The following is a 25,911-nucleotide window of genomic DNA, read 5'->3' as shown; positions in this document are numbered from 1 at the left end:
TATATGATGTGTTCATTTGTGTGATTTCACAGTTTTCATCACTTTTACTTTTTTAATTTAAAGGCATTATTATGAACTTACTTACCGCACTCTCCCCAATCGATGGTCGTTACGCCTCTAAAGCTGACAGCTTGCGTCCTTATTTATCAGAATTTGGTCTCATTAAAGCCCGCGTCACTGTCGAGATTCGCTGGTTACAGTCATTGGCAGATAACAATGCGATTGGTGAATTGGCAGCATTTGATACCGATACCAATGCCTTTTTAAACAGCATCGTTGATGACTTTAGTGAAGCAGATGCCCAAGCCATCAAAGACATCGAAGCAACGACCAATCATGATGTAAAAGCCGTTGAGTACTTCATCAAAGACAAGTTCCGTGGTCAGGCAGCACTTGAAGATTCATTAGAATTTATTCATTTTGCGTGTACCAGTGAGGATATCAACAACTTGTCTTATGCGTTAATGCTAAAAGACAGCCGCGAGATTGTGGTTGCGAAAATGCAGCAATTGACTGATAGCATCGTTGATTTGGCGATTGCTCATGCTGATCAACCCATGCTATCACGCACCCATGGCCAAACCGCTAGCCCAACGACGCTAGGTAAAGAGATGGCAAACGTCGCTTATCGCCTAGCCCGTCAAATTAAGCAAGTGAATCAAGTAGAGCTATTGGGTAAAATCAATGGCGCGGTTGGTAACTATAACGCTCATTACGCCTCATACCCTGACGTCGATTGGCAAGCACATGCAGAACGCTTCATTGATGAAAGCCTTGAGCTGACTTTTAACCCTTATACCACGCAAATTGAGCCACATGATTATATCGCTGAGCTATTTGATGCCGTCAAACGTTTTAATACCATCCTAATCGATTTTAACCGTGATATTTGGCAATACATTAGCTTAGGCTATTTTAAACAGCGCCTAAAAGATGGTGAAGTGGGCTCTTCTACCATGCCGCATAAAGTGAACCCGATTGATTTTGAAAACTCAGAAGGTAACTTGGGCGTTGCTAATGCCATGCTGGCTCATTTGGGTGAAAAACTGCCAATTTCACGTATGCAGCGCGATTTATCAGACTCTACCGTACTTCGTAATATCGGTGTTGGTCTGGCGCAAAGTATGATTGCTTATGATGCTTGTTTAAAAGGTGTCAGCAAACTTGAATTGAATGCCCAGCGCTTAAACGACGATTTGGATAATGCACAAGAAGTATTGGCTGAGCCGATTCAAACCGTCATGCGCCGCTACCGTGTTGAGAACCCATACGAGAAGCTTAAAGCTCTGACTCGTGGTAATGCCATGACTCGCGAAGCCATGCTGACATTCGTTGAAAGTGATGAGCTATCTGCGGTAAGCGATGCGGATAAAGCGCGCCTACGTGAGATGACGCCAGCCACTTATATCGGTAATGCGGCGGAGCAAGCGCGCACGATTAAAGAGTGGATTGCTAAGATTTAACTGGTAACAATCTTATCTTTATAAAATGTTAAAAAGATATAAACGAACATTCATTTATATCTTTTTAAAAAAACCTTACTCTAAACACTATGATTTTTTAAATACATAGTTAATGGGTGAGGTTTTATTCTTTATCGTCTTCATCTTTTTTATCACTGCTATCACCCGGTATAATCGCTTTGGTAACAGCAACAGTGCCTTTGACGACGCCTTTAGTGGTTTTGTAGGCGACTTTTACAGGTACAGTGACGATTTTATGCACACAAGCTTGCAGCATAAACATACTGGCGATGATGACGATAAACTGTAATTTTTTCATAAATTTCCTACGGATAATGAGAGGCACTGATGGCTATATTTTGACCATCAGCTAGACGCTAATCATAAACCAATACACGTCAGCTATAAAGCACTGTTCTAGTTTTATATTCTGCTTACCTTGATATCCTTTCTACTTAAACACACGGATCTACCCATGACTTCTATACCGCTTTGTTTACCCGACTCTATCACGCCTGAGCAATTTTTAAGCGAATACTGGCAAAAAAAGCCACTCTTAATTAAACAAGGCTTACCACAGCTAATTGGCATGTTTGAACCTGACGACATGCTCGGTCTAGCCCTAGAAGAAGATGCCGCAGCGCGCCTGCTGACTCAAGCAGCAAGTAAAAAAGAAGGTCAGCCGCAGTGGCAACTCAAAAAAAGCCCATTGACTGAAACTGATTTCGATAACTTACCTGAGCAATGGACCGTACTGGTGCAGAATATGGAACAGTGGTCACCTGAGCTTGGTCAATTGTGGCAAGCCTTTGACTTTATTCCACAATGGCAACGTGATGACATCATGGTTTCTTATGCGCCAAAAGCTGGCTCAGTCGGCAAACACTATGACGATTATGATGTGTTTCTTGCGCAAGGCTACGGCACTAGACGTTGGCAACTGGGCAAATTCTGTGATAAAAATACCGAGTTTGTCGCTGATGAACCGATTCGATTGTTTGATGATATGGGCGAGATTATCTTTGATGAGATATTAGAAGCGGGTGACGTGCTTTACGTACCACCGAAGCTATCACATTTTGGTGTGGCACAAGACGATTGCTTAACCTTTTCATTTGGCTGCCGTCGTCCCAACTTGATGCAAATCATCGACAGCTTGGCTGATATTGCCACCAACGATAGCGATTTATTTATCCCAATACTGCTGCCACAAGCGCTGCAAGCGTCAGGTGAATTGCAAGCGAGCAGCATCAATGCGATCAAAGATCAGCTATTACAAATGCTACAGTCTGAGCGTGGTAATGATATCATTCGTCAAGCAGTTTCTGAAGTCGTCAGCAAACGCCAGTATGATGCGCTGATGCCAGAGGATACATTGGATACGGATGAGCTCATGCAAGCTCTAGCAGAAGGTGCCACCTTGCAAGCGGATTATAGCAATCGTTTGCTCTATAGCCAGACTAATGATGGCATTATGCTATATGCCAATGGTCAGCGCATTGACGGGCTTGACGAGACCGCAGTAGCGGTATTGGTGCGTTTGGCTAATGGCGAACACCTAAATAGTCAAGATGTCACCGATGTTGATGCAGATGATTTGAGCGAATGGCTAGAGAACGGTTGGGTATGGATTGATATTGCTGAATAACATCTATTAATCAGACATGAATCAAATAACGCAAATAAAAAAACCGCTATCTGACAATTATTCAGATAGCGGTTTTTTCTTATAAATCGTATTCGGTATTTATAGCTATACCAAACACTGCTTCGCACTTATCAAAACGGATATAAGAGAGAAGCGGGTTTGTAATTAATACGGTTATTCTGTACCAAGTTCAAGCAAGCTAGCATTACCACCGATCGCTGTGGTATTGATTGTTTTGACACGCTCAGTGACAAAACGATGCAAATAATCAGGCGTTAGCATCTCTGACAAGCCTTCCATATCGGTGACGCTGATGACTTGCGTTAAGATACCATCGGTATTGGCAAGCTCTTGACTGATAGTCTGCACTTCGCTTCGATTGCCAGAGACTGCAACCTGTGCCAGACGATCGATATATAAAAGCGTGACGGTTTGCGAGTCATTCGCCACACTCAATACATCTTCGCTGATACCTGTATCGTATAGTATCTTGGCAGCTTCATTGCACATCTCATCTTGGCTTGGGCAATGCAGAATGACTTCATTACCTGTCAATAGTGCGGCTACCAACTGTCCTAATACCGCCATGGCTCTAGCAGATTCACCACCAATAACCATGGTTTTACCACGACCAGTGACATATAGATCATTGGATTCACCAGTTGCACCAGTCATGCGATGCACCTCATCCAAGCTAGGCGCGGCGCTCAATAGATGATTGAACAAACGCTTTGCTTTATTGGCATCACCAGTCAGCAATGCCAACTTTGGAATAGCCGCTTGCAGATATGTTGCGCGATTCACTGCGCCAAGTAATCGCCAAGATTCACAAACCTGGGCATGATTTTTTTTGAATTCAGTCGCCATGTTGCTACTCCTTATGCGAGTTCTGTTTGAGTGGTGGTTTGGGTAGTGGTATTAGTAGTATTAGCAGTTGTCTGATTACTGCTATTTGACTCTGAGCTAAGCTGCATCAAACGTGCGACATAATGCGGGCCACCAGCTTTAGGACCCGTGCCAGACAGACCACAACCCCCGAATGGTTGTACGTTTACGACGGCACCGATTTGGTTGCGGTTGATATAAGTATTACCTACAAATGCACGGCGCTCGATGTGCTCAACGGTATTTTCGATACGGCTATGAATACCCAAGGTCAAACCAAAGCCTGTCGCGTTGATGGCATCAATCAGCTTATTCAGATCACGTGCTTGATAGCGCAGTACGTGCAAAATTGGACCAAAATGCTCGCCACCTATCACGTCGATACTTTTCACTTCGATCGCTGTTGGCAATACAAAGGTAGACTGTTCTTGACTGACAACTGAGCTTGAGCTCATTGGCGTCTGTGCCAAGATAGTCGCCGTTGGCTCAGCGTCCATACGCTCGATATGCGCTTCAAGACTACGTTTGGCATCCGCATCAATCACTGGACCCACATCTGTAGCAGCATATAAAGGATTGCCGACCGATAGCTCAGCCATATTACCTTGTAATAGCTCAATTAAATTATCAGCCATTTCTTCTTGCACGCACAATATACGACAAGCTGAGCAACGCTGACCTGCTGAACCAAATGCAGATAAGACAGCGTCTCTAACCACTTGTTCTGGCAATGCCGTTGAATCAACAATCATAGCATTCTGACCACCAGTTTCGGCGATAAAAACAGGTAGCTCACCACTGGCTTGGGCATGATCATTTAGGCTTTGGTTAATACGTTGAGCCGTTTGGGTTGAACCCGTAAATATCACACCTGCTATATTGTCAGCCGCTGTCAATGCACCACCAACATCGCCAGCACCGATCACTAACTGTAAGGCTTGTGTTGGTACGCCTGCTTGGTACATTAGCTGAGCACCAAAATGGGCAATCAAGCTGGTTTGTTCGGCAGGTTTCGCCACCACCGTATTACCTGCTGCTAGCGCCGCTACGATTTGACCCGTATAGATAGCCAATGGGAAGTTCCATGGGCTAATACAGACAAAGGTGCCACGTGCTTTATAAACTTGACGAGATTGCTTGCCAGCCAAATCGGTAAATTCATGCACGACGTCGTCTAAACGCTCTGCTTCATCGGCATAAAAACGGCAGAAATCAACCGCTTCTTTAATTTCATCAATACCGTCTTGAAGGGTTTTGCCCGCTTCGATTTGGCATAGCGCCATTAGCTCAGCGTAGTTTTCTTCATAGAGATCAGCTATCTTACGCAATATTTCAGCACGCTTAGCAGCTGATACTGCTTGCCAGACACTTTGCCCTGCCACTGCCGCATCGATCGCTTGACCAGCTATTTCAGCATTGGCATAAGTGACTTCACCAGCACTTACTTCGTGGTTCCAAGGTGCACGTACGGTTTGAGCCGCAAGCTTATGCGTTACGCCCTCTACTTCATATTCATCAACTGCTTTGCCATTGACGATGGACGTCGCTGACCAAGTTTTATGCAAATGGCTATCGATAGCAGATTTAAAGGGCAACCATTGTGACTCTACGAATATATTAGGGCCAAAACTGGCACGGCGCGCACCATAAATCTCTAACGGCAACGGAATCTCTGGATTGTGTAACGTCGCATTGGCCAGTAGCTTGTCATAGGGATGTACTGTCAGCTTTTCAATCGGATAAGACTTGTCTAGTAGCTGATGGACAAACGAGCTATTGGCACCGTTTTCGAGCAAGCGACGTACCAAGTACGGCAGCAAATCTTTATGCGCACCCACTGGGGCATAGATACGTACCGGAATTTGATACGCTTGTAAGATATGATCATAAAGCGCATCGCCCATACCATGTAGACGCTGAAACTCAAAGTCTCTATGCTTACTCATGGTCATAATTGATGCTAGGGTGTGCGCATTGTGTGTCGCAAACTGTGGCCAAATCAAGCCGCGCAGATGATCTGACAATAAGAAACGCGCACAGGCAAGGTAAGCAGTATCCGTGCCTTCTTTGCGTGTCCAGACAGGATAGCCTGACAGACCTTTTTGCTGGGCAAGCTTGATCTCAGTATCCCAATAGGCGCCCTTTACCAGACGTACTGGAATACGATCTCCCACCTCAGTCGATAGCCGTGCCAACCACACCAAAATAGCGATGGCACGCTTAGAGTAACCTTGCACGACCAAGCCAAGACCATCCCAGTCAGCCGTCAAATTGTCACGGTACAAAGACTCAAACAGTTTTAAAGAAATTTCAAGGCGGTCGGCTTCTTCGGCATCGATACTAAGATCCACATTGACTTCACGTGCCGCTTCGATGAGCAGCAAGCAGCGTTGACGTAATAAACCCATGACTTGGGCTTCTTGCGTGGCTTCATAGCGAGGGTGCAATGCTGACAGCTTGATAGATACTGATGGCTTAGGCATGCCTTCTTTGACTTTAATACTGGCAGTGGCTCTGATCGCATGCAGGTAGTCATTGAAGTATTTTTCAGCGTCTTTATGCGCAATAGCCGCTTCACCGAGCATATCAAACGAATAGGTATAGCCTTTATTACGATAAGGTTGGCTATTTTTATTGGCGTCCTCGATGGTCTCGCCCAATACAAACTGATGACCCATGATACGCATGGCTTTTTGCATGGCACTACGAATAACAGGCTCGCCCATCTTTTTAGTCATGCGATCCAAAAAGCCTGATGCTGTGGTGCTACTATCAATACTGACGACACGACCTGTCATCATCATTCCCCATGTCGAGGCATTGACCATAAAACCGTTGTCATTTTTGATGTGCTTTTTCCAATCAGCTACACTCATTTTGTCATGAATCAAGGCATCAGCAGTATAATTGTCTGGCACTCGAATCAAAGCTTCTGCCAAGCTCATCAGCAAGATACCTTCTTGGGTATCAAGACTATACTCAAGCAGTAACGAGTCGACCATCTTGACCGCTTTGCCATCATTACGTACATGCTCAACCAGCTGGCGCGTTTGCTCAGCAGCGGCGTCACGTTCTTCTGTGCTGGGTTTAGCAAGTGGCAATAATTTGGACAACCAGCGCTCTTCATCGACGCTATACAACGGCGAAATACGGGCGTGCAGAATTTCTGCCGACTGGGCAATATAATCTGGCGATAGCAAATCGACAGGATTAAACAAAATCGGCTCTTGCGGGGTAAACTGGTCTACTGGGTTCATAACAACTCCATAACTATCGTTTAAAAACCATCATAAATAGTGCTTTAGGAAGTCTGATCGTCTGGTATAACTAGCCATCACCATCATTCATTTAGATGATGGCTATCGATAGATACTTATAACAATAATCAAAAGTCCAAACGGCGCCATCACAAAACGAGAAAATCCAGCGTAGGCTGGAAGCGGTTAAGTAGGTCGTTCGACTGTTAAACGGGCTACGTTAACAATACAAAGGCAACAACGAACAGCTAAGCGGCATTAGTGCCTTCTTCTTGTTTGTAGTGAAAGGAGTGTGATGATCAGATATCGCTATTAAAACGAAAAAATCGCTTTAGCAAAAAAATCTGCCATCTTGGGTGCTGCTAATTCACTGTAAGAAAAACCTCTACGGCGTTGATTGAGGTGATGCGCTTAACTCGGCTATAATATCATGAAAAAAATTTTCAAACTAACGATATTGCTTATTTTCACAAATTAATATATTTCTAAAAAACAATCAGTTAACAGCACTTTATCCCTTATGACGCACTGGTTATACTTTTCTATTTACTATTGGCGATTAATTGTTTTATTAAATCAAACACTTGAATAAATTTAGAGGAATTTGAGCCATTTTAAATCAAAAAAAACCCCTTTATCGTTTCCGAATAAAGAGGAATTTAACGTAACAAAACTCAAAAGCAGCAAAGTAATATCGAACGCTCACTGCATCCTAGTAAAACTTATAAAACCACCAACTTGGTCAGTAAAATAACGGTCAATACCCAAACTGGGATCGTAATTTCAGAGAATTTACCGGTCATCAGTTTTACCGCGGTAAAGGTGATAAAACCAAGCGCAATACCATCAGCGATAGAGTACGTCAGCGGGGTCAATAACAGAACAACCGCTACAGGAGCCGCTTCTGTCAAATCTTCCCAGTTGATTTCTTTTAGGGTAAATAACATCAGTACCGACACATAAAAAATCGCGCCAGCTGTGGCGTAAGCAGGAATCATACCAGCCAATGGTGCAAAGAAAATACTCAGTACAAACAATACGCCAACCGTCACTGCCATCAGACCTGTACGACCACCTGATGCCACTCCAGAAGCACTCTCAATATAACTGGTGGTCGATGACGTACCCAGCATTGCACCAGCGACCGTAGCAGTAGAATCCGCCAGTAGCGCTTTGTCCATATTAGGAATATTGCCGTCTTTATCAATCAAACCCGCTTTATTGGCAATACCAACCAAACTACCTGTCGTATCAAATAAATCGACGAATAAGAAGGCAAAAATAACGCTGATCATACCAACGTCAAACGCACCCGCAATATCAAGCTCCATCAATGTTGGTGTGATAGATGGCGGCGCAGACATGATGCCAGCAAACTGTGTATGACCTGTCAACAAGCTAATCACGGTGATAACCAAGATACCAATCGTCACGGCACCTGGGACTTTTTTATAGACCAAACCAATAATAATAAAGAAACCCAAAGCAGCCATCATAGGTGCAAATGAGGTCATGTCACCTAGCATCACCAATGTCGCATCACGACCGACAATGATACCTGAGCTCTGTAGCGCAATAAATGCTAAGAAAGCACCAATACCTGCCACAATACCTTGCTTAAGGCTGTTTGGAATGGCATTGATAACCCATTCGCGAATCTTAAACAAACTCAAAATGATAAACAAGCAACCTGATAAGAAAACAGCACCTAGCGCAGTTTGCCAAGCGTAGCCCATGCCCAATACAACGCCGTAAGTAAAAAAGGCGTTCAAACCCATACCTGGTGCGAGTGCCACCGGCAGTCTGGCATAGATACCCATAATAAAGCAGCCTATTGCCGCTGCTAAACAGGTGGCAACAAATACCGCCCCTTTATCCATACCAGCTTCCGCCAATACGTTGGGGTTGACAAAGATGATATAAGCCATGGTCAAAAAGGTGGTTATACCGGCAAGGATTTCCGTTTTGACTGTGGTGTTTTCACCATTAATCCCAAAATAGCGTTCAATTGCATTCATAAGTGTCGCGCCCAGCTTGCTAGTGAAAGAACAAATTTATTGATGCCTAAAATAAATATGACGTCAGCCAATGGATGGCGACGTCATTATCAAAAGACAGCGGTAACAAGGTGCAACATTTTAGAGAAGTTGCGGTACAAATTCAATCATTACCAGTGCCTTATGGGTACAAACCCACCTTTTCAGTCAATTAAGACATAACAGCCAGACAATATTTCAGACATCCACATATAAATTAACCTTATACTACGAATTGTACAAACAGCTGTTAATTATTTGGTATTTAACACTTTAACAAATGACCTTTTCGACATTTAGCAGTACACTAGGCGGCTGATAGCAATATGCATCATGACTGTCATATTATATTTTCGTTATTAAAGATCCTATCTGGTCTGCGTGTCGCGCCATGCCAGCTATTATTAATTACCCATGAGTCCCATACATGCCTGAATCATTAAATATTATCGACCTTATTACCCAAGCCAGTCTCTTGGTGCAGATTGTGATGGCATTATTGTTATTGGCGTCTTTAGTCAGTTGGGTAATTATCTTTCGTATGAGCGCGCGGCTTGGTACGGCCAAAAATTTCGATCAACAGTTTGAAACTTGGTTTTGGTCAGGTGAAGACTTAGCCAAGCTTTACCAAGGCGTACAAGGCTCGCCTGAACGCCAAGGACTTGAGCAAATATTTTATGTGGGATTTTCTGAATACTTAAGAATGCATAAAAAGCGCCAACCCAAAGATGACATCATCGATGGTGTTGAGCGCAAGCTACGAGTCGGTTTAGGACGTCAGCAGCAACTATTAGAATCAGGACTGACCACGCTAGCGAGCATTGGCTCAGTCGCGCCTTATGTTGGATTGTTCGGTACGGTTTGGGGCATCATGAACGCCTTTTTAGGGTTATCACAAACGGAACAAGCGACCCTCGCCTCTGTCGCACCTGGTATTGCCGAAGCACTAATCGCAACCGCTATGGGCTTGTTTGCAGCGATTCCTGCCGTACTGGCGTATAACCACTTTACCGCCAAATCTAGTCGCTTGTACGATTCACGTGCTTTATTTTGTGATGAAATGACGGGCATGCTCCAGCGCGAGACCAGTGCAGAAAGCACTGTTGGTAGAGACAATGTCGCTACGAGAGAAACGCAATCTACTGCCAATCAGGCACAAGGACTATGAAATCATGAAACAGAGTCCCTATCGCCGTGAAAAAAAAGCGCTAAATGCGGAGATGAATGTCGTTCCTTATATCGATGTGATGTTGGTGCTGCTCGTCATATTTATGGTCACAGCGCCCATGCTGATTACGGGCGTCGATGTTGACTTGCCAAAAGAGCAAACCAATACCATGAGCCAAAGCCAACTACCCGTCATTGTGTCCTTGACCGATAGTGGCGATATTTTTATCAGTTATGAAGACAATGTCGACCTGCCGATTAGTGAGCCAGAATTGATTGATACGCTCGCCAATCTGCAAAGCCAAAGCAGCAATGTAGGCGCTCAGCCCGTACAAGTGATGATTAATGCCGATCAAAACAATCAATATGGCGCTATCATGACACTCATGGCCACCTTACAAAAAGCGGGCATTCAAAAGGTGGGATTATTAACAGGCGCACCCTTGCCCACACCATCATTGTAATAAATCCTATTCCTCGCTTAGCTTGCTATAATAAAGTAGATAATTTGATGAACCTCGTCCTTGAGTATCTTTACCATGCATAATGCTCCTGTCGTTTATGTACCGACCCAACCTGAAGGCAATGGGCTAACATTGCCTACGCTACTTAGCGTGCTGGCACATGGTCTCGTGATTGGGATACTCGTTTATACTTATCAACACACTAAAACCGACACTGTGGAAAGTATTGAGACGGTCATGGTTTCCCCTGAGCAATTGGCTGAAATGCAAGGTCAAATCCTTGCCAATCGTGCAGCGGCAGCTAGCGCGATGCAAGCTGAAACTAGCACAAGCAGTGCATCGAGCACCTCATCATCAGAAAGTTTTAGCGCCAGTCAGCCCAACTCGCAGCGTGTGCCTGTCTTTACGCGCTCTAACGATCCTGCCAGTCAACCAATGCTGATGAGTGAAGAGCAGCATCAACGTTTACTTGAGCAAAACCAAGACTACGAACGTCGAATGGCAGAGTGGGCAGCACAATTAGATGAGTCGGTGACAGAAGAGCATAGTCAGGTGGAGCAAAACAAAAATGAAAAACTGATAGAAGAACAAAATCAGCTTAAAGATCTCCGTAATAAACAAAATAATCCGCCTAAGATTACACGCCCTACTGCGACTGATAAAAATTTAAAGATTAATACAGGTGATTCTGGTAGCGCAGATAAAAGCTTTAGCTTGTCAGAAGATGGTGAGTCAACCATATCTGGTGATTCTGCCACCTCTAGTACCGCAAAAGGTAGCACAAATAGCTCTTCTCGCTCTACCGGTGAGTTCAAAAATGCTATCGCTGATAAGATTGAACGCAACCTTAATGCACCAAATGAGACACAGGGTAAAACCGCTAAAATATCTCTTAAATTAGATACAAGAGGTAACGTACTATCTGCCAAAGCTAGTGGCTCAAATGGAGATTTGAATAGAGAGGTGAATGAAGCCGCGGAAAAAGCAGCTTATGATTCAAGCCCATTGCCAATTGATCTTAATAATCCCGCAAGCTTTGCAAACTTAGTGATTAACGTTACCATTAAATAATTTTTAAAAAATAGTAAAATTGATTCATTATTAATACATCATTAAATTAGGGTATTGACTTATGACATTATCGACCGCTTCTGTTTTACGTATGACACCAATTGCGCTCTTACTTTCTCCTTTATTTTTGTCACCTTTTTACACTGCTAATGCTGAACCAATGGAGATAGATGTAACAGTTGTGGCTCCAAGACAACAAAACCAAGTCGCCTTTGTACCCTTTGCTGGTGATTCTGTATTATCGCCAATTATTCTAAATGATTTGAGCAAAACAGAGCTAAAAGTGACTAGCAAAGATCTACCACAGCAGCCGCGCAGTAGCAGCGAGCTGGCAGGCACATTGCCGGTATGGCAAAGCATGGGGATTCCTTATCTAGTGGTCGGCAGCACCCGCAGCAATCGAGGTAAAATAGTAACTGATTACGAAGTGATTGACGTTAAATCTGGTAGAGTAATCGAAGGCAAACAAAGCTTAACGGCTGACAATAACAAAGAAAGCATGCGCTATGCTGGTCACGTCATCGCTGATAAAGTATATGAGCTAATTACTGGTACGCCAGGTGACTTTTCAGGGCGTATTGCTTATATTGAAGAGACTGGTACTGGTAAAGAAAAAGTCTCACGTTTAAAAGTGATGGATGCCGATGGTGAAAATGCCAAAACCATTACTGAAGTAACCGGTTCTATCTTTTCACCAACATGGTCGCCAGATGGCAATCGCATCGCTTATTCCGTACAACGTGATAAATCTTATCCCGTTATTTATGTACAAAGTGTGAGCGGTGGCGGTGCAACCCCGTTAACGCCCTTCCCTGGCAGCAATCTCAGTCCATCATTCTCTCCTGATGGCAGCAAGATATTATTTTCTAGCAGCTTTGAAGGCAGTGCCGATATTTATGAGATGAGTGCCAGTGGTGGTCAACCTAGAAGACTTATCAATTGGCCAAGTAGCGAAGTGCAACCAAGTTATGCGCCTGATGGCAAATCCTTTGTTTTTGTATCAGACAAAACTGGATTTAACAAACCACAGATTTATCGTTATGAGTTTGGTTCAGGACGTACTACTAAGGTATCAAGTAGCGGTTATGCCACTAGCCCGCAATTTAGTAACGATGGCTCACAAATTGCCTTTTTAAGTGGTCGCTCAGCGGCGATCATGAATAGCGGCGGCGCGGTCACTACTAACTTGGGCAATACGGGTATCGATGAAGCGCCAAGCTTTTCGCCTAATGGTAAGCGGGTCGTTTACGCCTCAAAGCAAGGTGGCAAAGGCGTATTAACCATCAAATCATTGAATGGTGGCGAGTCGTTTGGTAAGTCTGGTCAAGGCACTATTCGCTCACCAGTCTGGTCATCTAGTCCTAAATAAACCATCTTTCTTAATTCATCAAGTCTTGCTCATAAAAAAGCGCCTAATAAATAATTAGGCGCTTTTTTATATTGCGAAGCACGGTTAAATCATTTTGATACTAGGATATATTGGACAATTATTGACTAAAATAGTAAACACGATTAATCATCACTCGGATCACCCGCTGATGGATTTGGATGCCGCAGTTTTGCCACATCGTCAGCAGTCACGGTATCGGTAAAACCATTTAGGTCACTGACCACATATTGAGTAACCGCCGCCATCTGCGCATCGTTCATCATTCCATGGAATGAGGGCATACCACGAAAGCCATTAATCAAGATATCGATGATGTAATACTTTGATTGCATCTTACTGTTATTCGCCAGTGGCGGATAATAGCCTGCACCGTAAGCACCCTCGCCTTTGTGCATGTGACAAGCCGCACAAGAGTCGTGATAAAGCTTTTTGCCATCTGTCGTCACAAAGCCATTTGTGCCTTCAAACTTTGCGTCCCATTCAGTAATACTTGGGTCGTCTTCCATATTGGGCAATGAGCTGTCGTCTACAATATTGATAGCAGGTGCAGTAAGCTCCTCACGGCTCATATAAACGCCGCCCCACGCACCCGTATTTCGGCTTGCTTGATAGTCATTGGTTGTTAAGGAATCCTGATCTTGTACACTGGAAACCGTCACTTCATCATCTGACTGTTGACTACAGCCCAACAGTGTCGCACTGCTGATCCCACTCATCAGCATCACCGTCAGCAGTTTTAGTGCCATGTTTTTCATGACTTTTTTCTTCAAGATTGCTTTCTCCACGATTGCCTTCTTCACAATTGCATTGTCCATGATAGCCTCTGAATCTTATAGTTATTTATATAACCCAAGCGTTATTAAACAAGCATTTTTGCTTTTTTATGTAGGCGCTTTGCGGCATCCATACCAGATAAAATAGCGCCTTCTTGCCATGCCGGAATGTGTGAGCAATGCTCGCCTACCAGCACAATACGATTATCAATACTGCACAAGGTATCGTAATGCTGACGACGGGTCGACTCATTCCAAATACCGTAACAGCCGAGCGTCCATGGGATGCGGTGCCAGACAACTGATGTCCCTGCGCGGAACTCTTTTGGATACTGAGGATGGATGTATTTACCATAAGCAAGCGCAACATTAATACGTTCTTGCGGCGTTAAGCTATTAAATTTATAAGACGTCGGACCATAACCATACGCACCGAGTAGCACGCCTGTACCATCTTTAAACATATTTTGTGACGGGTAAGCAATCTGCGCAATGGGCATGTCGGTATAAGTCAGACCACCAAATATCCATTCATCTTCTTCCCAAAAGCGGCGATTGAACTCTAAGCCGACTTTATAAGAGGTTTCATAAGGCACAGCGGCCATCGCCTGCTTCATTGGTTTTGAGACATTGATATCCATCTGCGTCAATACAGTTAATGGAATATTGCACACGCACCAATCTGCACGAATGGTCTTGGTGGCACCATCTGGGCTGTTGCTGTCTACATAATCGACCGTTACGCCACTGTCATCTTGATGAATTTTAGTGACCTTTGCATTAAACTCAATCATATCGCGGCATTCACGGGTGAACGCATCACCAATTTTCCCCATACCACCTACTGGCTGAAACATCGTCGGTTGATGACCATAAGTCATATGGTTGCCATAAATATCTGCCCACATACCTGAATCTAGTATCTCACTAATCGGCAAAGGTTTTGATGGCGTCGCATCAGGCATCAAGCCACCACCTGGAAACACACTAAAGCCGCGATGTTTACTGGTCTCATTACTGGCGCGGTAACGATAATCTTTATCTAGCACCCCCCAGCCTTTTAAACCTTCTAATAGCTTTTCTTTGTCCTCAGTATTGACCGAGCGATCAAGACCACCGACGTTAACTGATTTCGATAGCAGCTCCGCAACATGACCTTGGATATCGTTTTTCACATCACCCAAACGCTGCGGCACGCCGTCGAAATGAGTACTGCGATGCAAATAAGCACGATCATTGGTTTGAATAAAGGGCTGCATTTCAACGCCAAACTGTTTGCAATAATGGAAGACGGCATAATGATGGCTTGGCAGACGCCACGGTCCACCATTAAAGTAATTGCCCTCTTCAAAATCACAGGTGACTTCTTCGCCGCCAAGCTCGGTATATTTGTCCCCACTGTTCAATGTCCAGCTACGACCGCCGCCACGATTTTGATATTCGAGCACTTTGACATCGTAACCTGCTTTACGTAACTCATAAGCCGCGGTCAGTCCGCCAAGACCCGCACCAAGAATGACGATACTAGCGCCAGGAGGTGCACCCTTAAGATCCATGGTCTCTTTAAAACTCGACTCTGACGCAAATCCTAACGTCGTCATTGCCTGATACATCGCAGTCGCGCCCGCTGTTTTACCAATCATCGAGAGCAGTTGGCGCCGCGTTGGTGATTGAAGCATGTCTTTCATAATAGTGTCCTTAAAGTAGACGTTCCTGCAAGACGGTAGGCATATATATTATTAATCAGCTCGACTTAGTTCTACGTCTGTTTTTCGAGCTGTTGTGCCTTACCATGTTGCCTGTAGGTCTTGTCCTATAATAAATATGTAAATCGTCTTTATAGAATCAATGAATTAACGACGGCGCCTAGACCGCAAGATGGTTCGTATAATAAACACAATGATAATAATAGTCACGATGATGCCGATTACTGCCAGTAAGCCCGCGTATTTGATTAAGAAGGGCTTGTCAGTACCTGTCGTTGCGATACGATCAACATCATTAGCACTCACCTCACTACTGTTGAGACCACCAAAATTCACACGCACATAATTGGTAATACCAGCGATTTGCTCGCTATTTAGCTCATCTGAGAACCCTGGCATGATAGGTGACGTGTTAGTCGCGCCTTCTACCCCATGAAGGATCATATTGACCAGCGCATCAGGTTTCTCACGGCGAATACTGCTGAGTCCAACGATAGGAGCGTAACGCGCATCAGGCTGACCATAACCGTCAACGCCGTGACAGCTACCACAAGCTGCCAAATATAGCGATTCTGGTGAATTGCTGCCATTACTCACCTGCGCTTTGGCTTGGGCTAAATAATCTTTTTGCGCCAGTAAATCATGAGTGATAGATTCACTAATGGGTGTGGGCAAACGCGAGACATCAACGGCTGCGACCTTATCATCTGTTTGGATAGCAGGCACCGCTTTTAGATAAGAAGCAATGGCATTCAAATCTTCATTTTTTAAGTAGCGCGTACTATGTGCAACCGCCTCGCCCATAGGACCACCTGCATAGGCACGCTGGTCAAGCTCACCAGTACGCAGATAAGTGACGATATCTTGTTCACTCCAACTACCGATACCGCTCGACTCGTCAGGCGTGATATTTGGTGCATGCCAATGACCAAGCTGAGCACCTGATAGATACATTTTTTTATCGAAACCCATAGTGCTATTACGCGGGGTATGGCAAGTACCGCAGTGCTCTAAGTTATTGACAATATATTCACCACGTTGCTGCGTCTCGGTGATACCATCACGATTTTCAGTAGACGGGACATTGAGAAAATTCCAGCCAATCATTAAGCTGCGAATGTTAAAGGGAAACGGCAGGTCAGTTTTATATTTCGGTGCTTCATCGATAGCAGGTACGGTTTGCAGATAAGCAAACAACGCACTGATATCTTCTTCTTTCATGCCACTATAAGAAGGATATGGCATGGCAGGGTAAAGCATATGGCTTGGCGTACGACCTTTTTTCAACGCGCTCTTTAAATCCGCTTCGGTATAATCGCCGATACCATAACGTTTAGACGGGGTGATATTGGTTGAGTAGATATCTCCCATCGGCGTTTCGATCGCTGTACCGCCAGTATAATCTTCGCCATGACATGCCATGCAATCGGCCGCACGGGCAATGTAAGCACCGCGATTGACAAGCTCGCTATTGGCTGGACTAATATTAGGTAAACTGGCATTAGGCAAGCTAGCATTCGCTAGGCTGGTATTGACGACGCTTGCGCCTTCAGCCATCGCAGCGCTGGAGGTCATACCAATGACGAGCATCGATAACATCACAGAAAGTGGCTTCATAATATCCTCATATAGCTGGCACCTAGGGTGTTGTAATTATTATTAGGACGAATGATTGAGATGAAAAATTTAATATTGAGCAAGCCTTAATGAGTGACGACTTGTTATACTCAATTGATAGTCCATTAAATGAGGTAGCAAATTATCCAGTAAATGCTGAGTAAAATAGCGTGACAAAAGTAATTTCATAAGCGTAGTTACTAAGCATAGTTACTAAATGATGTCTACTCACTCTATTAATGTAAGACTATTTCGCTACTATTACTTAATGAATAACGTATTAGTCTCAAATTTTTACAAAACGTAAAGAACCGCGTTATCATTATCAGTTTTTGATAAAGTAATATATTTTTTTATATTATAATAATAAGCTATTTAAATAATACCTTTAAAATCAGTAACTAAAGTTCTATTTTTTGGGTGCATATCTTTTATAAAAAACCTATCATTGTAGATAGCTGTCAAAAATTTGCTTCATTTTTTGTCATCATCGATTTTAGTTGTACATAATAGATACATAGACTTAAGTTAGCACTCGCTTTTTTTACCAGTCAGATTTTTATAATGCTACGAAACAAGCTATTGCAACGCACCATATTTTGTTTATGATAGGCGCTATTTCCACGTTGCCGATCGCCGCCTGAGACACCACTATGAAGTTACCGATTCTTGCTTATATACTGACATCAGCCCTGTTAATGACAGGCTGCCAATCATTTCAATTTGTCGACAGCCCTATCCCTGTGAATACCACCCCTACCAATAGTATCTTGGTCAAAAATACGCTTGCTACCACTGTGCAGGTTCAAAATAATACCAGTACAAAAAATCAAAAATAGTGCCATCACACTCATAAAACAAGCAAAAAAAGGCAGATATCGGCTTGATATCTGCCTTTAATGTTTAATAAATTACCTTGAATGACTCAATAGCCATTCATTTCAAGGGCGTGCCGCCGGCTGATGCTTGATAATTGTCTTAGCCAAATGATCGCCGAACCAAATAGCCGTATCAATATCTCCACGTCCTGGCGTTTCCTCAGGGGGACCATCAAGCGACTGGGTCATCAAGCCCAAAAAGCTAGATAAACGGTTTAAATCATGAGCCTCATGACCTGTCGGCATCAGCGGTAATCCAATCCAGTTCATGCCATGCTGCATCGCATACAAAGAAATCTGCTGTAATACCGCCAGCTTATCACCGCTCAGCCCACCAGAGTTGGCAAAAGCGGCTGCCCACTTGCCTTCCCATTTACGATGGTACCAGCGCTTTGAGGTTTCATCCATAAAAGTCTTAAATTCAGCAGTGACACTACCCATATATACGGCACTACCGAAAACCAGCAAATCCGCCTGATCCAAATAATCCCAGTCAACCTTATGGACATCAACGGCTTTGGCCTGTGCTGCTGGTAATTGCTGATGCGCCCCTTTAACGATCGCTTCAGCCACGCGCTTGGTATGACCGTAGTTGCTATGATAAATAACAGCAATAGATACAGTCGGTATGCTATCAGTAGTGGACGATTTGGCAGGTGTATTCATACAAACTCTAATAATGGCTATAAATGGTTAAATAAAAACAATATAAGTTCAACAGTTAATTGCGCGCAACAGCAAATAGCGTAATCCTACGCAGCGCCACGTACAATGACCAGCGCCATTCGACCTGTAGCAGGCTGCTGCAAATGCGTTTGACGCCGATAAGAGTAATAGTGGTCATCAGTATAACTACAGCTGCTAGATAAGGTGTCATCTACTATAACGCCCGCCGCACTAAGCTGATCCGCTGCCAACTTTGGTAAGTTTAGCTTGATTTTTCTCGCGTCAACTGTGTCACAGCTTGACAGCTTATCAACCGTATCCTGTACATGTTGAGTCTCGCTATCGCCTTTAATAGTAGCCACAGAATCTATGACATATAACGAATCAAAATGTTCAATACTGGCTGTGTTCAATAACTTATTTTCTGTGCAACCTTTCAATAATTGATTGCGAACTTGAGCGCCAACTTCATAGCTGTCTTGGCTGATACAAACACCAATCCAAGCTTTGATTTGTCCCGATTGCGTAAAACAGTGCACAGTCGCTTGAATAATCCCGCAAGCCAGACCTTGCCAACCCGCGTGAATCGCTGCTATTTGACCACTAGCTGGCTGATATAAGACTATCGGTACGCAGTCAGCCGTCATTATCGCAAGCCCAAGCCCTTGTTGCCGACTGACCATCGCGTCAGCAGACATTGGCGTCATACCTAGCGCCGTGCCATCAACATCATGAATTTGCTTACCGTGAACTTGGTTAACCCAGTGTAAGCGTTTGATGGGTACCTGTTGGCAAGCTGTCGATGATAAGGGTGCAAGCTGTTCATTGATGGCAGATAATAAACGCATGCGATTGCTCAGTACTTTTGCAGCATCGTCATTGACATGCAAACCTAAATTTAGCTCACCGTAATTCGCTTGACGTTGCTGTCGTACTAGCTGTTCTGTGGGCTGGTCTTGTGAGTCAACGTCATCGCTTGAAAAGGCAGCTGTTTGAAAAACAGCCACATCATCAATCTGTGCAAGCAATGTCATAGGAAACTGATGAGTCATGGCTGATTTACCGTTTTAATGAGTCATTTTTATGTCACGGATCGCTATTTACTACTAGGCTCTGTTTTCTACAAGCGACTTTACGCTCTCCCCTACAAGGAGCGGTCTACTCGTCATCATAGCCATCACTTAGCACAGCCATTAACTGCTGCATATCTTCAGGCAGTGGTGTGGTGACTTCGATATCTTCACCAGTCGTTGGATGCACGAAACCCAGTGTGTAGGCATGCAAGGCTTGACGTGGAAAATTATTAATCGCTTGACGTTGTGCTTCTGTCAGTCCTGCCCGCAATTGACGACGACCACCATAGACACGATCACCCACTATCGGATAAGTAACATGACTTAAATGCACACGAATTTGGTGAGTGCGTCCCGTTTCAAGACCCACATCCAACAGGCAATAATTGCCATTAAGCGCGGTCACATTCAGTAAATGAGTCACAGCTTCGCGTCCTGCTGTCATTACCGTCATTTTAGTACGCTGGTTGCGGTGACGACCGATTGGGGCGTCAATACGGCGATGACGCGATAGACTCGCTGCATCCCCTGCTACCACACATTGATAATGACGATAGACCGACTTGTCCTTTAGTTGCTCCATCAGCGCAAGCTGTGCTGGCTTGGTTTTACCAATCAACAATAGCCCTGAGGTATCTTTATCAATACGGTGCACCAGACCTGCACGCGGCAGATGGTGCTGCTGCGGATAGTGATATAGTAGTGCATTGACCAAGGTGCCGGTTTGATTGCCCGCACCAGGATGCACTACCATGCCAACAGGTTTATTAATGACCAATACGTCATCATCTTCATAGACCACATCGATGTCTATATTTTCTGGTTGATCTTCACTATGCTGCTCTAATGTGGTGGTTAACTGCAGCACATCACCCGCTCTGACACGAATTTTCGGTTTTTGCACGCCACCGTTATACAGCAGGCTGCCATCACTGATCCAACCTTGTAATTGAACACGTGAAAAATCGGTAAATATTTTTGAAGCCAATTTATCAATACGTAAACCAGCTTCGTCTTCTATAACCGTATGCGTCATATTAATAATTACTGGCACCACTTGACCGGCGGCTGACGCTTCATCATCGTCGCTATCATCAATGTCGTCAGCATCTTCATCGCTGCTATCTATCATATCGTCAAGCACATCACTATCTTTTAACATAGCTTCTTCTGACACAGCGTCTTCTAAAACATGATCGCTATGGCTTTGCTCATCAAGCATCGACTGATTATCGTCAGGTAATTCACTATTATTTAAAACGTCATTTGGCATCGGTGACTCTTGTGCTGATGAATCAGTCTGTCGTGATTGATTCGGTGGTAAATGGGTAGTCATAGCATTATTATTCATAGCAGATTTATATATGGCAAAGCGCCTGACATGGTTTTGAAAGGTAGCTTTTGAGAAAATTTCTAATAAAGTGTTAAGCGTAACGCTATAAAAAACAAAAGGCCATTCGCTATCAATTACTTATCATAAAAGCGATCGTCGTCGAAAAAAGCGGAGGCAATACCGTGCTAGTGTAGCATGCCAAGCGCCTAAGCCCTATAGAAGCTGTGTGTTATCTGTCATTTTTTGATTATACCGCAGAGAGCCTCAGCGCCGTACTTAACTCTCTAAAATATGACATTGCTGTAATTTACTGTATATTTGTCAGTGTCAGCGACATTCGATATCGCTCGTGACAGCAGCTCATGTTAAAATATCAAACTGACATGCGCTGGTGTACAGCTCATTGCGAGCAGCAGCATATCGCACCTGTGTTGCAGTAGACTAATAACTGTACGATACTGACTCAAGTTCGATGAGCACGATTGGATTAAGTACAATATAGATGGCGAAAAAATAGACGAAGCAAACGTTATTCTATAAAGTATAGCCATATTTTGCTGTATGCTATGCCACTGTATGCTTATCGAATTTTTTATTAAAAGCATTTGGTTTGATATAAACCCTATGCCATCAAGCGTTTTTTAATAACGATAACTGGTATGTCCGATGATTGACATAGTAGATGACAGACCACTATTGATGCCTACGCATCGTTTTTTATCATTAACCTAATATCTAGTATGATAGCGTCGCTGCTATTATACGTCTTGTGTCGGAGAAGAAGTATGCAAGCTGTTGGCAATACGTTTATCAAACTGTCCTCAATAACCCTACTTGCGCTAAGCGTAAACTTAGTGGGCTGTCAGACTTTTAAAAATCTGACTGGCGGTAAAGACGTCGATGCGGTAGAAACTGCCGAAAAATCAGAGCAGAATTATTATAACGACGCCATTACCCAGATTGATAAAGGCCGCTATACACAAGCCATCGAAGATTTGACCAATCTGCGCACTTTTTATCCTACTGGACAGTACGCTGAGCAAGCATTACTCGACATGATGTACGCACAATATGCCAGTGGTAAGTATGAAATGGCAGCTGCCAGCGCTGAGCAATTTATTAACTTATATCCTTCTAATCCGCAAGTCAGCTACGCTTACTATGTGCGCGGCGTGGCCAATATGCAAGGCTCATCAGAAGGTTTAAAACTGTTTAAGCTCAATCAAGCTGAGCGTGATACCGCCTATTTACGTATTGCCTTCGCTAACTTTCAAGAGCTTATTAATAAGTACCCTAACAGCCCTTACGCGCCAGACGCCGCTCAGCGCATGACTTTCATTTACAATCAGTTTGCTGAAAGTGAGATGAGTGCCGCCAACTGGTATATCGAGCGCGAAGCTTATGTCGCTGCTGTTAACCGTGCCAAATGGGTGTTTCAATACTACCCACTTAGTGAGTCCATCCCAGACGCAATCGCGGTCTTAGCTTATAGCTATGATAAATTGGGTATGTCTGATTTGGCAGCAGAATACAAAACTCTATTACAGATTAATTATCCCAACATGTTAAGTGCTGATGGACGCGTTAAACTCGACACCAAACGTGAGCGTTCTTTCATCAACAAATTGACGTTTGGGCAGTTAAGTCGTTTTAACAAAGATACTTCATCAGTTGCGATAGGCGACTATAACGGCGCGACCAAAACTCAGGTTATTCGTAACGCCAGTCAATTGAGACTGCCAAGCGATAATGCAGCAGCCAGTGCAGCGCAAGGCACTTCACCTGTACGCGCCAATACTGGCATCAATGTCGGTTTAGGTCTGCCTGAAGCATCCGCTGAGCGTATTACTAGCCAATCGAGCACTGGCTCTACGGCAAGAGAAGCCAATGTCGATCCACAAAACACCAATCCTGTACGCCGTACGACATTGCCTGTTCAAGGGATTGATGTCCTGCCAGCAGATGTCGATATGAATGATGAATAAATGCGCTAAATTTGAGGCAACGTCTCTCTTTTAATTAAGAGAACGTCTCTTCTTTTTAGTACATCAACGCACATCATGAAAAAGATAAGGTCAACAACAGAGTTGGCCTTATTTTTTCTGTTTCTGTTTCATTATCTATGCCCAATATTGTTTGTGCCCAATATTGCCTATGCTTAAGATAATACACCTATGGTAAACTGTTTTTTGCATGAGTATTCCAAATCACATTCTCGACCAATTAAATAGCCAAGCTGACTTAATCAGTATCATTGGGCGTCATACGACGCTTAAACGTGCTGGTAGTGAGTTTAAAGGCTGCTGTCCATTTCATGGTGAAAAGTCGCCCTCTTTTTATGTCAATCCACAAAAAAACATCTATCATTGCTTTGGCTGTAGCGTCGGCGGTAATGCCATCAGTTTTTTACGCGATTACGAAAATCTAACGTTCATTGAAGCGGTTAATGAGCTATCAAAGCAGACAGGCATCGAAGTCCCAAAAGAAGAACAACAACAAAACGTCAGCTACCAGCGCCGTGCACCAAAACCGATTGCACCACCGCCAACACCTAATCCGACTATCGACGCTAAAAGTGACGCTAAAAGTCCGGCTCAAACAATTAATGCGCCTTCTATTAACGCTACTTCAGCTATTCAGCAACAAAACCAGTACGGCGATACCGATCAACCCGTTTATCACGACAGTAGCAACGGCTACGATGAGTATCCACCGCTAGATGCTTACGACTCAGCGTCTTATCCAGAAGATTCTTATGGCACAGACTACCAAGATGATAATAGCTATCCGCCAGCATGGTTGACAGGTGGCGATACTGACGCTGCGGCATTGTACGATGATCATAGCGTTTCCGATAAAGACGGTAACCTGTATGAGCTGTTAGAGCAAATCCAGCAGTTTTATCAGCACAATCTCACCCTTCATCCGCATGCCAAGCATTACTTTTTATCGCGTGGTATCACAGAAGACATCTTTGAGACCTTTGGCTTAGGCTATGCACCCTTTGGGTGGCAGCATCTTGAGCATCAGTTTCCACAAGATATTGAAGGGCTAAAGGCGCTTGGCTTGGTGCGCCAATCAGAGTCAGGACGCGATTATGATCTACTCCGTGATCGGGTCATTTTCCCGATTCGAGACAATCAAGGCCGTACCATTGGTTTTGGTGGACGGGCGCTCGATGATGAGGTAAAACCCAAGTATATCAACTCCTCTGACTCACCCGTTTTTCATAAACAGCATGTACTATACGGCTACTATGAGTCTCGCCAGCAGCGTGCCAACGACTGGCTAGTGGTCGAAGGCTATATGGATGTCATTGCCCTTTACCAAGCGGGTATTTATGGCGCTATCGCTTCGATGGGTACGGCGATCAATGAAAGCCAAATCTCACGACTTTTAACATTAAACCCTACCCTAACCTTGAGCTTTGATGGCGATAGCGCGGGACAAAAAGCGGCTTGGCGTACCCTTGAAGTGGCTTTGCCAGTACTGGCCGATGACAAAGAGTTGCGGTTTTTGACCCTACCAAATAATCATGATCCTGATACGTTTATTAAGAGTCAGGGCGGCGATGCCATGCGTGAGCAAATCGCGAATGCCATGCCATTGTCACAGTATATTTTTGCCTATTTAAGCGAGCGTTACGATTTAACCTTGGCAGAAGGCAAAGCCAAGCTCATGTCGCAAGTACGTGCCTTGACCACTGCATTACCTAAAGGCAGTAGCTTTCGCTATTTGCTGAACAATGACGTCTATCAGAAGCTGGGTGGTAAACGTAGCCAAAATATCGAAGCCAAAGATGCGCTGCTAGATTTTGATGGTGACATGACCATCAGTCAGCAATTGCAACTTTGTTTTTTGTTTCAGCCACGCGCCTTAATTGAAGACCCTATCGAAGCCATTTGGCAGCAGGCAGGTATTAATGATTTACAGCTGCCAGCACACATCAAGCAAAAAGCCGCGCCTGACATCTTGCGTCCGCTTGCTTGGGAAGATTTGCAAGATATCGCCTTGCTGGATATCGTTAGCACCATCAAACGCTGCCTGAATCATTTACCCAAAGATGCCAACGCCGCCGCACACTTTATATTGTCTAATGTCAAACCAATCACCCAAGAAACACTTAGCCGTAGCTGGGGCGGATTTTATAAGACATTAATTGGCAGAAATATTTTGAGCTTGGATGAGTTGATCGAAAACTTGGTGATGCAGTTGCTCAAGTTACATCTGCAAAAAAAGATGCAAGAGCTCATCAAAAATCCTGACCATATTAAGCTGGCGATTGTCCGTAAGCAGTCGCAATTATTAAATGATTGGTTACGCGCGCAGCAAGCTGAGCAGTCAGCGCAGATGGTTACCGTCAAATCTTAACGTTTGCCATTATTTTTGCTAAAAAATCTCCAACCCTTTAAAAGTATAGCGGCTGCCCCCACTACTAATGATTATGCCCAATAGCATGTATTGCCATTTAATCATTTGGCTGA

19 protein-coding genes are annotated in these 25,911 nt (G+C 44.0%); 9 read left to right on the top strand and 10 right to left on the bottom strand.

Annotation, left to right across the window (positions count from 1 at the left end; all coding sequences use genetic code 11):
* Positions 1-71: 71 nt before the first annotated feature.
* On the top strand, positions 72-1,463 hold the full coding sequence (gene purB / locus I3257_RS05575) for an adenylosuccinate lyase (RefSeq protein WP_201501377.1): 1,392 nt from the start codon (positions 72-74) through the stop codon (positions 1,461-1,463).
* 124 nt (positions 1,464-1,587) lie between these two features.
* Here the strand turns inward: purB and I3257_RS05570 are convergent, their stop codons facing one another.
* Complete coding sequence (locus I3257_RS05570) at positions 1,588-1,782, bottom strand: NF038104 family lipoprotein (protein WP_109591335.1); 195 nt, start codon at positions 1,780-1,782, stop codon at positions 1,588-1,590.
* A 156-nt stretch (positions 1,783-1,938) separates the two neighbouring features.
* Here I3257_RS05570 and I3257_RS05565 point away from each other — a divergent pair, with 156 nt between their 5' ends.
* Entirely contained in the window at positions 1,939-3,111 is a 1,173-nt protein-coding gene (locus tag I3257_RS05565) for a cupin domain-containing protein (RefSeq protein WP_238049062.1), read from the top strand.
* A gap of 174 nt (positions 3,112-3,285) precedes the next feature.
* On the opposite strand, the gene I3257_RS05560 is transcribed toward I3257_RS05565, so the two are convergent.
* From I3257_RS05560 to I3257_RS05550, 3 genes are all read right to left on the bottom strand, one after another.
* Positions 3,286-3,978: a 1-pyrroline-5-carboxylate dehydrogenase gene (locus I3257_RS05560; protein ID WP_045446201.1), complete on the bottom strand. Its 693-nt coding sequence runs from the start codon at positions 3,976-3,978 to the stop codon at positions 3,286-3,288.
* A gap of 11 nt (positions 3,979-3,989) precedes the next feature.
* Positions 3,990-7,253, bottom strand: coding sequence for a bifunctional proline dehydrogenase/L-glutamate gamma-semialdehyde dehydrogenase PutA (gene putA / locus I3257_RS05555; RefSeq protein WP_238049061.1), 3,264 nt, complete (start codon positions 7,251-7,253; stop codon positions 3,990-3,992).
* Between the two features lie 722 nt (positions 7,254-7,975).
* Positions 7,976-9,271: an NCS2 family permease gene (locus I3257_RS05550; protein WP_055124161.1), complete on the bottom strand. Its 1,296-nt coding sequence runs from the start codon at positions 9,269-9,271 to the stop codon at positions 7,976-7,978.
* Between the two features lie 445 nt (positions 9,272-9,716).
* On the opposite strand from I3257_RS05550, the gene tolQ reads away from it, so the two are divergent.
* The 4 genes from tolQ to I3257_RS05530 all read left to right on the top strand — a co-directional run bounded on the left by tolQ (position 9,717) and on the right by I3257_RS05530 (position 13,360).
* A complete protein-coding gene (gene tolQ, locus I3257_RS05545; RefSeq protein ID WP_238049060.1) occupies positions 9,717-10,457 on the top strand; it encodes a protein TolQ in 741 nt (246 codons plus the stop codon).
* Positions 10,458-10,461: 4 nt separating this feature from the next.
* On the top strand, positions 10,462-10,920 hold the full coding sequence (gene tolR, locus I3257_RS05540) for a protein TolR (RefSeq protein ID WP_109591345.1): 459 nt from the start codon (positions 10,462-10,464) through the stop codon (positions 10,918-10,920).
* Between the two features lie 60 nt (positions 10,921-10,980).
* Entirely contained in the window at positions 10,981-11,991 is a 1,011-nt protein-coding gene (locus tag I3257_RS05535) for a TonB C-terminal domain-containing protein (RefSeq protein ID WP_238049059.1), read from the top strand.
* Positions 11,992-12,052: 61 nt separating this feature from the next.
* Positions 12,053-13,360 carry a translocation protein TolB gene (locus I3257_RS05530; protein WP_238049058.1) on the top strand — a complete coding sequence of 436 codons (1,308 nt, stop codon included), beginning with the start codon at positions 12,053-12,055 and terminating at the stop codon, positions 13,358-13,360.
* Between the two features lie 143 nt (positions 13,361-13,503).
* Here I3257_RS05530 and I3257_RS05525 read toward each other — a convergent pair whose 3' ends face one another.
* From I3257_RS05525 to I3257_RS05515, 3 genes are all read right to left on the bottom strand, one after another.
* Positions 13,504-14,136: a cytochrome c gene (locus I3257_RS05525; RefSeq protein WP_238049075.1), complete on the bottom strand. Its 633-nt coding sequence runs from the start codon at positions 14,134-14,136 to the stop codon at positions 13,504-13,506.
* A 104-nt stretch (positions 14,137-14,240) separates the two neighbouring features.
* Complete coding sequence (locus I3257_RS05520) at positions 14,241-15,842, bottom strand: flavin monoamine oxidase family protein (protein ID WP_238049057.1); 1,602 nt, start codon at positions 15,840-15,842, stop codon at positions 14,241-14,243.
* A gap of 165 nt (positions 15,843-16,007) precedes the next feature.
* The gene (locus I3257_RS05515) at positions 16,008-17,477 is read right to left on the bottom strand and encodes a cytochrome c (RefSeq protein ID WP_238049056.1); all 1,470 of its coding nucleotides are present in this window, start codon (positions 17,475-17,477) and stop codon (positions 16,008-16,010) included.
* Positions 17,478-18,130: 653 nt separating this feature from the next.
* Between I3257_RS05515 and I3257_RS05510 the strand changes: the two genes are divergently transcribed.
* Complete coding sequence (locus tag I3257_RS05510) at positions 18,131-18,316, top strand: hypothetical protein (RefSeq protein ID WP_238049055.1); 186 nt, start codon at positions 18,131-18,133, stop codon at positions 18,314-18,316.
* 102 nt (positions 18,317-18,418) lie between these two features.
* Here I3257_RS05510 and I3257_RS05505 read toward each other — a convergent pair whose 3' ends face one another.
* From I3257_RS05505 to I3257_RS05495, 3 genes are all read right to left on the bottom strand, one after another.
* On the bottom strand, positions 18,419-19,021 hold the full coding sequence (locus I3257_RS05505; RefSeq protein WP_238049054.1) for a flavodoxin family protein: 603 nt from the start codon (positions 19,019-19,021) through the stop codon (positions 18,419-18,421).
* Between the two features lie 86 nt (positions 19,022-19,107).
* Complete coding sequence (locus I3257_RS05500; protein ID WP_201501386.1) at positions 19,108-20,073, bottom strand: polyphenol oxidase family protein; 966 nt, start codon at positions 20,071-20,073, stop codon at positions 19,108-19,110.
* Positions 20,074-20,179: 106 nt separating this feature from the next.
* Positions 20,180-21,430 carry an RluA family pseudouridine synthase gene (locus I3257_RS05495; RefSeq protein WP_238049053.1) on the bottom strand — a complete coding sequence of 417 codons (1,251 nt, stop codon included), beginning with the start codon at positions 21,428-21,430 and terminating at the stop codon, positions 20,180-20,182.
* A 782-nt stretch (positions 21,431-22,212) separates the two neighbouring features.
* On the opposite strand from I3257_RS05495, the gene I3257_RS05490 reads away from it, so the two are divergent.
* Positions 22,213-23,412 (top strand): outer membrane protein assembly factor BamD, encoded by a 1,200-nt coding sequence (locus I3257_RS05490; RefSeq protein WP_238049052.1) that lies wholly within the window; start codon positions 22,213-22,215, stop codon positions 23,410-23,412.
* A 208-nt stretch (positions 23,413-23,620) separates the two neighbouring features.
* A complete protein-coding gene (locus tag I3257_RS05485) occupies positions 23,621-25,798 on the top strand; it encodes a CHC2 zinc finger domain-containing protein (RefSeq protein WP_238049051.1) in 2,178 nt (725 codons plus the stop codon).
* Positions 25,799-25,911: the final 113 nt, after the last annotated feature.

Source organism: Psychrobacter sp. Ps7 (assembly GCF_022129225.1).
GTDB classification, from domain to species: Bacteria; Pseudomonadota; Gammaproteobacteria; order Pseudomonadales; family Moraxellaceae; genus Psychrobacter; species Psychrobacter immobilis_A.
Note: the sequence above shows the minus strand (reverse complement) of the source record. Positions and strands in the feature narration are given on the sequence as shown.

What these genes read in the sequence shown, in the direction of transcription:
- I3257_RS05550 (WP_055124161.1), bottom strand. Translation starts at nt 9,271, where the DNA reads ATGAATGCAATTGAACGCTATTTTGGGATTAATGGTGAAAACACCACA.
- I3257_RS05520 (WP_238049057.1), bottom strand. Translation starts at nt 15,842, where the DNA reads ATGAAAGACATGCTTCAATCACCAACGCGGCGCCAACTGCTCTCGATG.
- I3257_RS05565 (WP_238049062.1), top strand. Translation starts at nt 1,939, where the DNA reads ATGACTTCTATACCGCTTTGTTTACCCGACTCTATCACGCCTGAGCAA.
- I3257_RS05495 (WP_238049053.1), bottom strand. Translation starts at nt 21,430, where the DNA reads ATGACTACCCATTTACCACCGAATCAATCACGACAGACTGATTCATCA.
- putA (WP_238049061.1), bottom strand. Translation starts at nt 7,253, where the DNA reads ATGAACCCAGTAGACCAGTTTACCCCGCAAGAGCCGATTTTGTTTAAT.
- I3257_RS05510 (WP_238049055.1), top strand. Translation starts at nt 18,131, where the DNA reads ATGAAGTTACCGATTCTTGCTTATATACTGACATCAGCCCTGTTAATG.
- I3257_RS05530 (WP_238049058.1), top strand. Translation starts at nt 12,053, where the DNA reads ATGACATTATCGACCGCTTCTGTTTTACGTATGACACCAATTGCGCTC.
- purB (WP_201501377.1), top strand. Translation starts at nt 72, where the DNA reads ATGAACTTACTTACCGCACTCTCCCCAATCGATGGTCGTTACGCCTCT.
- I3257_RS05515 (WP_238049056.1), bottom strand. Translation starts at nt 17,477, where the DNA reads ATGAAGCCACTTTCTGTGATGTTATCGATGCTCGTCATTGGTATGACC.
- I3257_RS05560 (WP_045446201.1), bottom strand. Translation starts at nt 3,978, where the DNA reads ATGGCGACTGAATTCAAAAAAAATCATGCCCAGGTTTGTGAATCTTGG.
- I3257_RS05570 (WP_109591335.1), bottom strand. Translation starts at nt 1,782, where the DNA reads ATGAAAAAATTACAGTTTATCGTCATCATCGCCAGTATGTTTATGCTG.
- tolR (WP_109591345.1), top strand. Translation starts at nt 10,462, where the DNA reads ATGAAACAGAGTCCCTATCGCCGTGAAAAAAAAGCGCTAAATGCGGAG.
- I3257_RS05525 (WP_238049075.1), bottom strand. Translation starts at nt 14,136, where the DNA reads ATGAAAAACATGGCACTAAAACTGCTGACGGTGATGCTGATGAGTGGG.
- I3257_RS05485 (WP_238049051.1), top strand. Translation starts at nt 23,621, where the DNA reads ATGAGTATTCCAAATCACATTCTCGACCAATTAAATAGCCAAGCTGAC.
- I3257_RS05505 (WP_238049054.1), bottom strand. Translation starts at nt 19,021, where the DNA reads ATGAATACACCTGCCAAATCGTCCACTACTGATAGCATACCGACTGTA.
- tolQ (WP_238049060.1), top strand. Translation starts at nt 9,717, where the DNA reads ATGCCTGAATCATTAAATATTATCGACCTTATTACCCAAGCCAGTCTC.
- I3257_RS05490 (WP_238049052.1), top strand. Translation starts at nt 22,213, where the DNA reads ATGCAAGCTGTTGGCAATACGTTTATCAAACTGTCCTCAATAACCCTA.
- I3257_RS05500 (WP_201501386.1), bottom strand. Translation starts at nt 20,073, where the DNA reads ATGACTCATCAGTTTCCTATGACATTGCTTGCACAGATTGATGATGTG.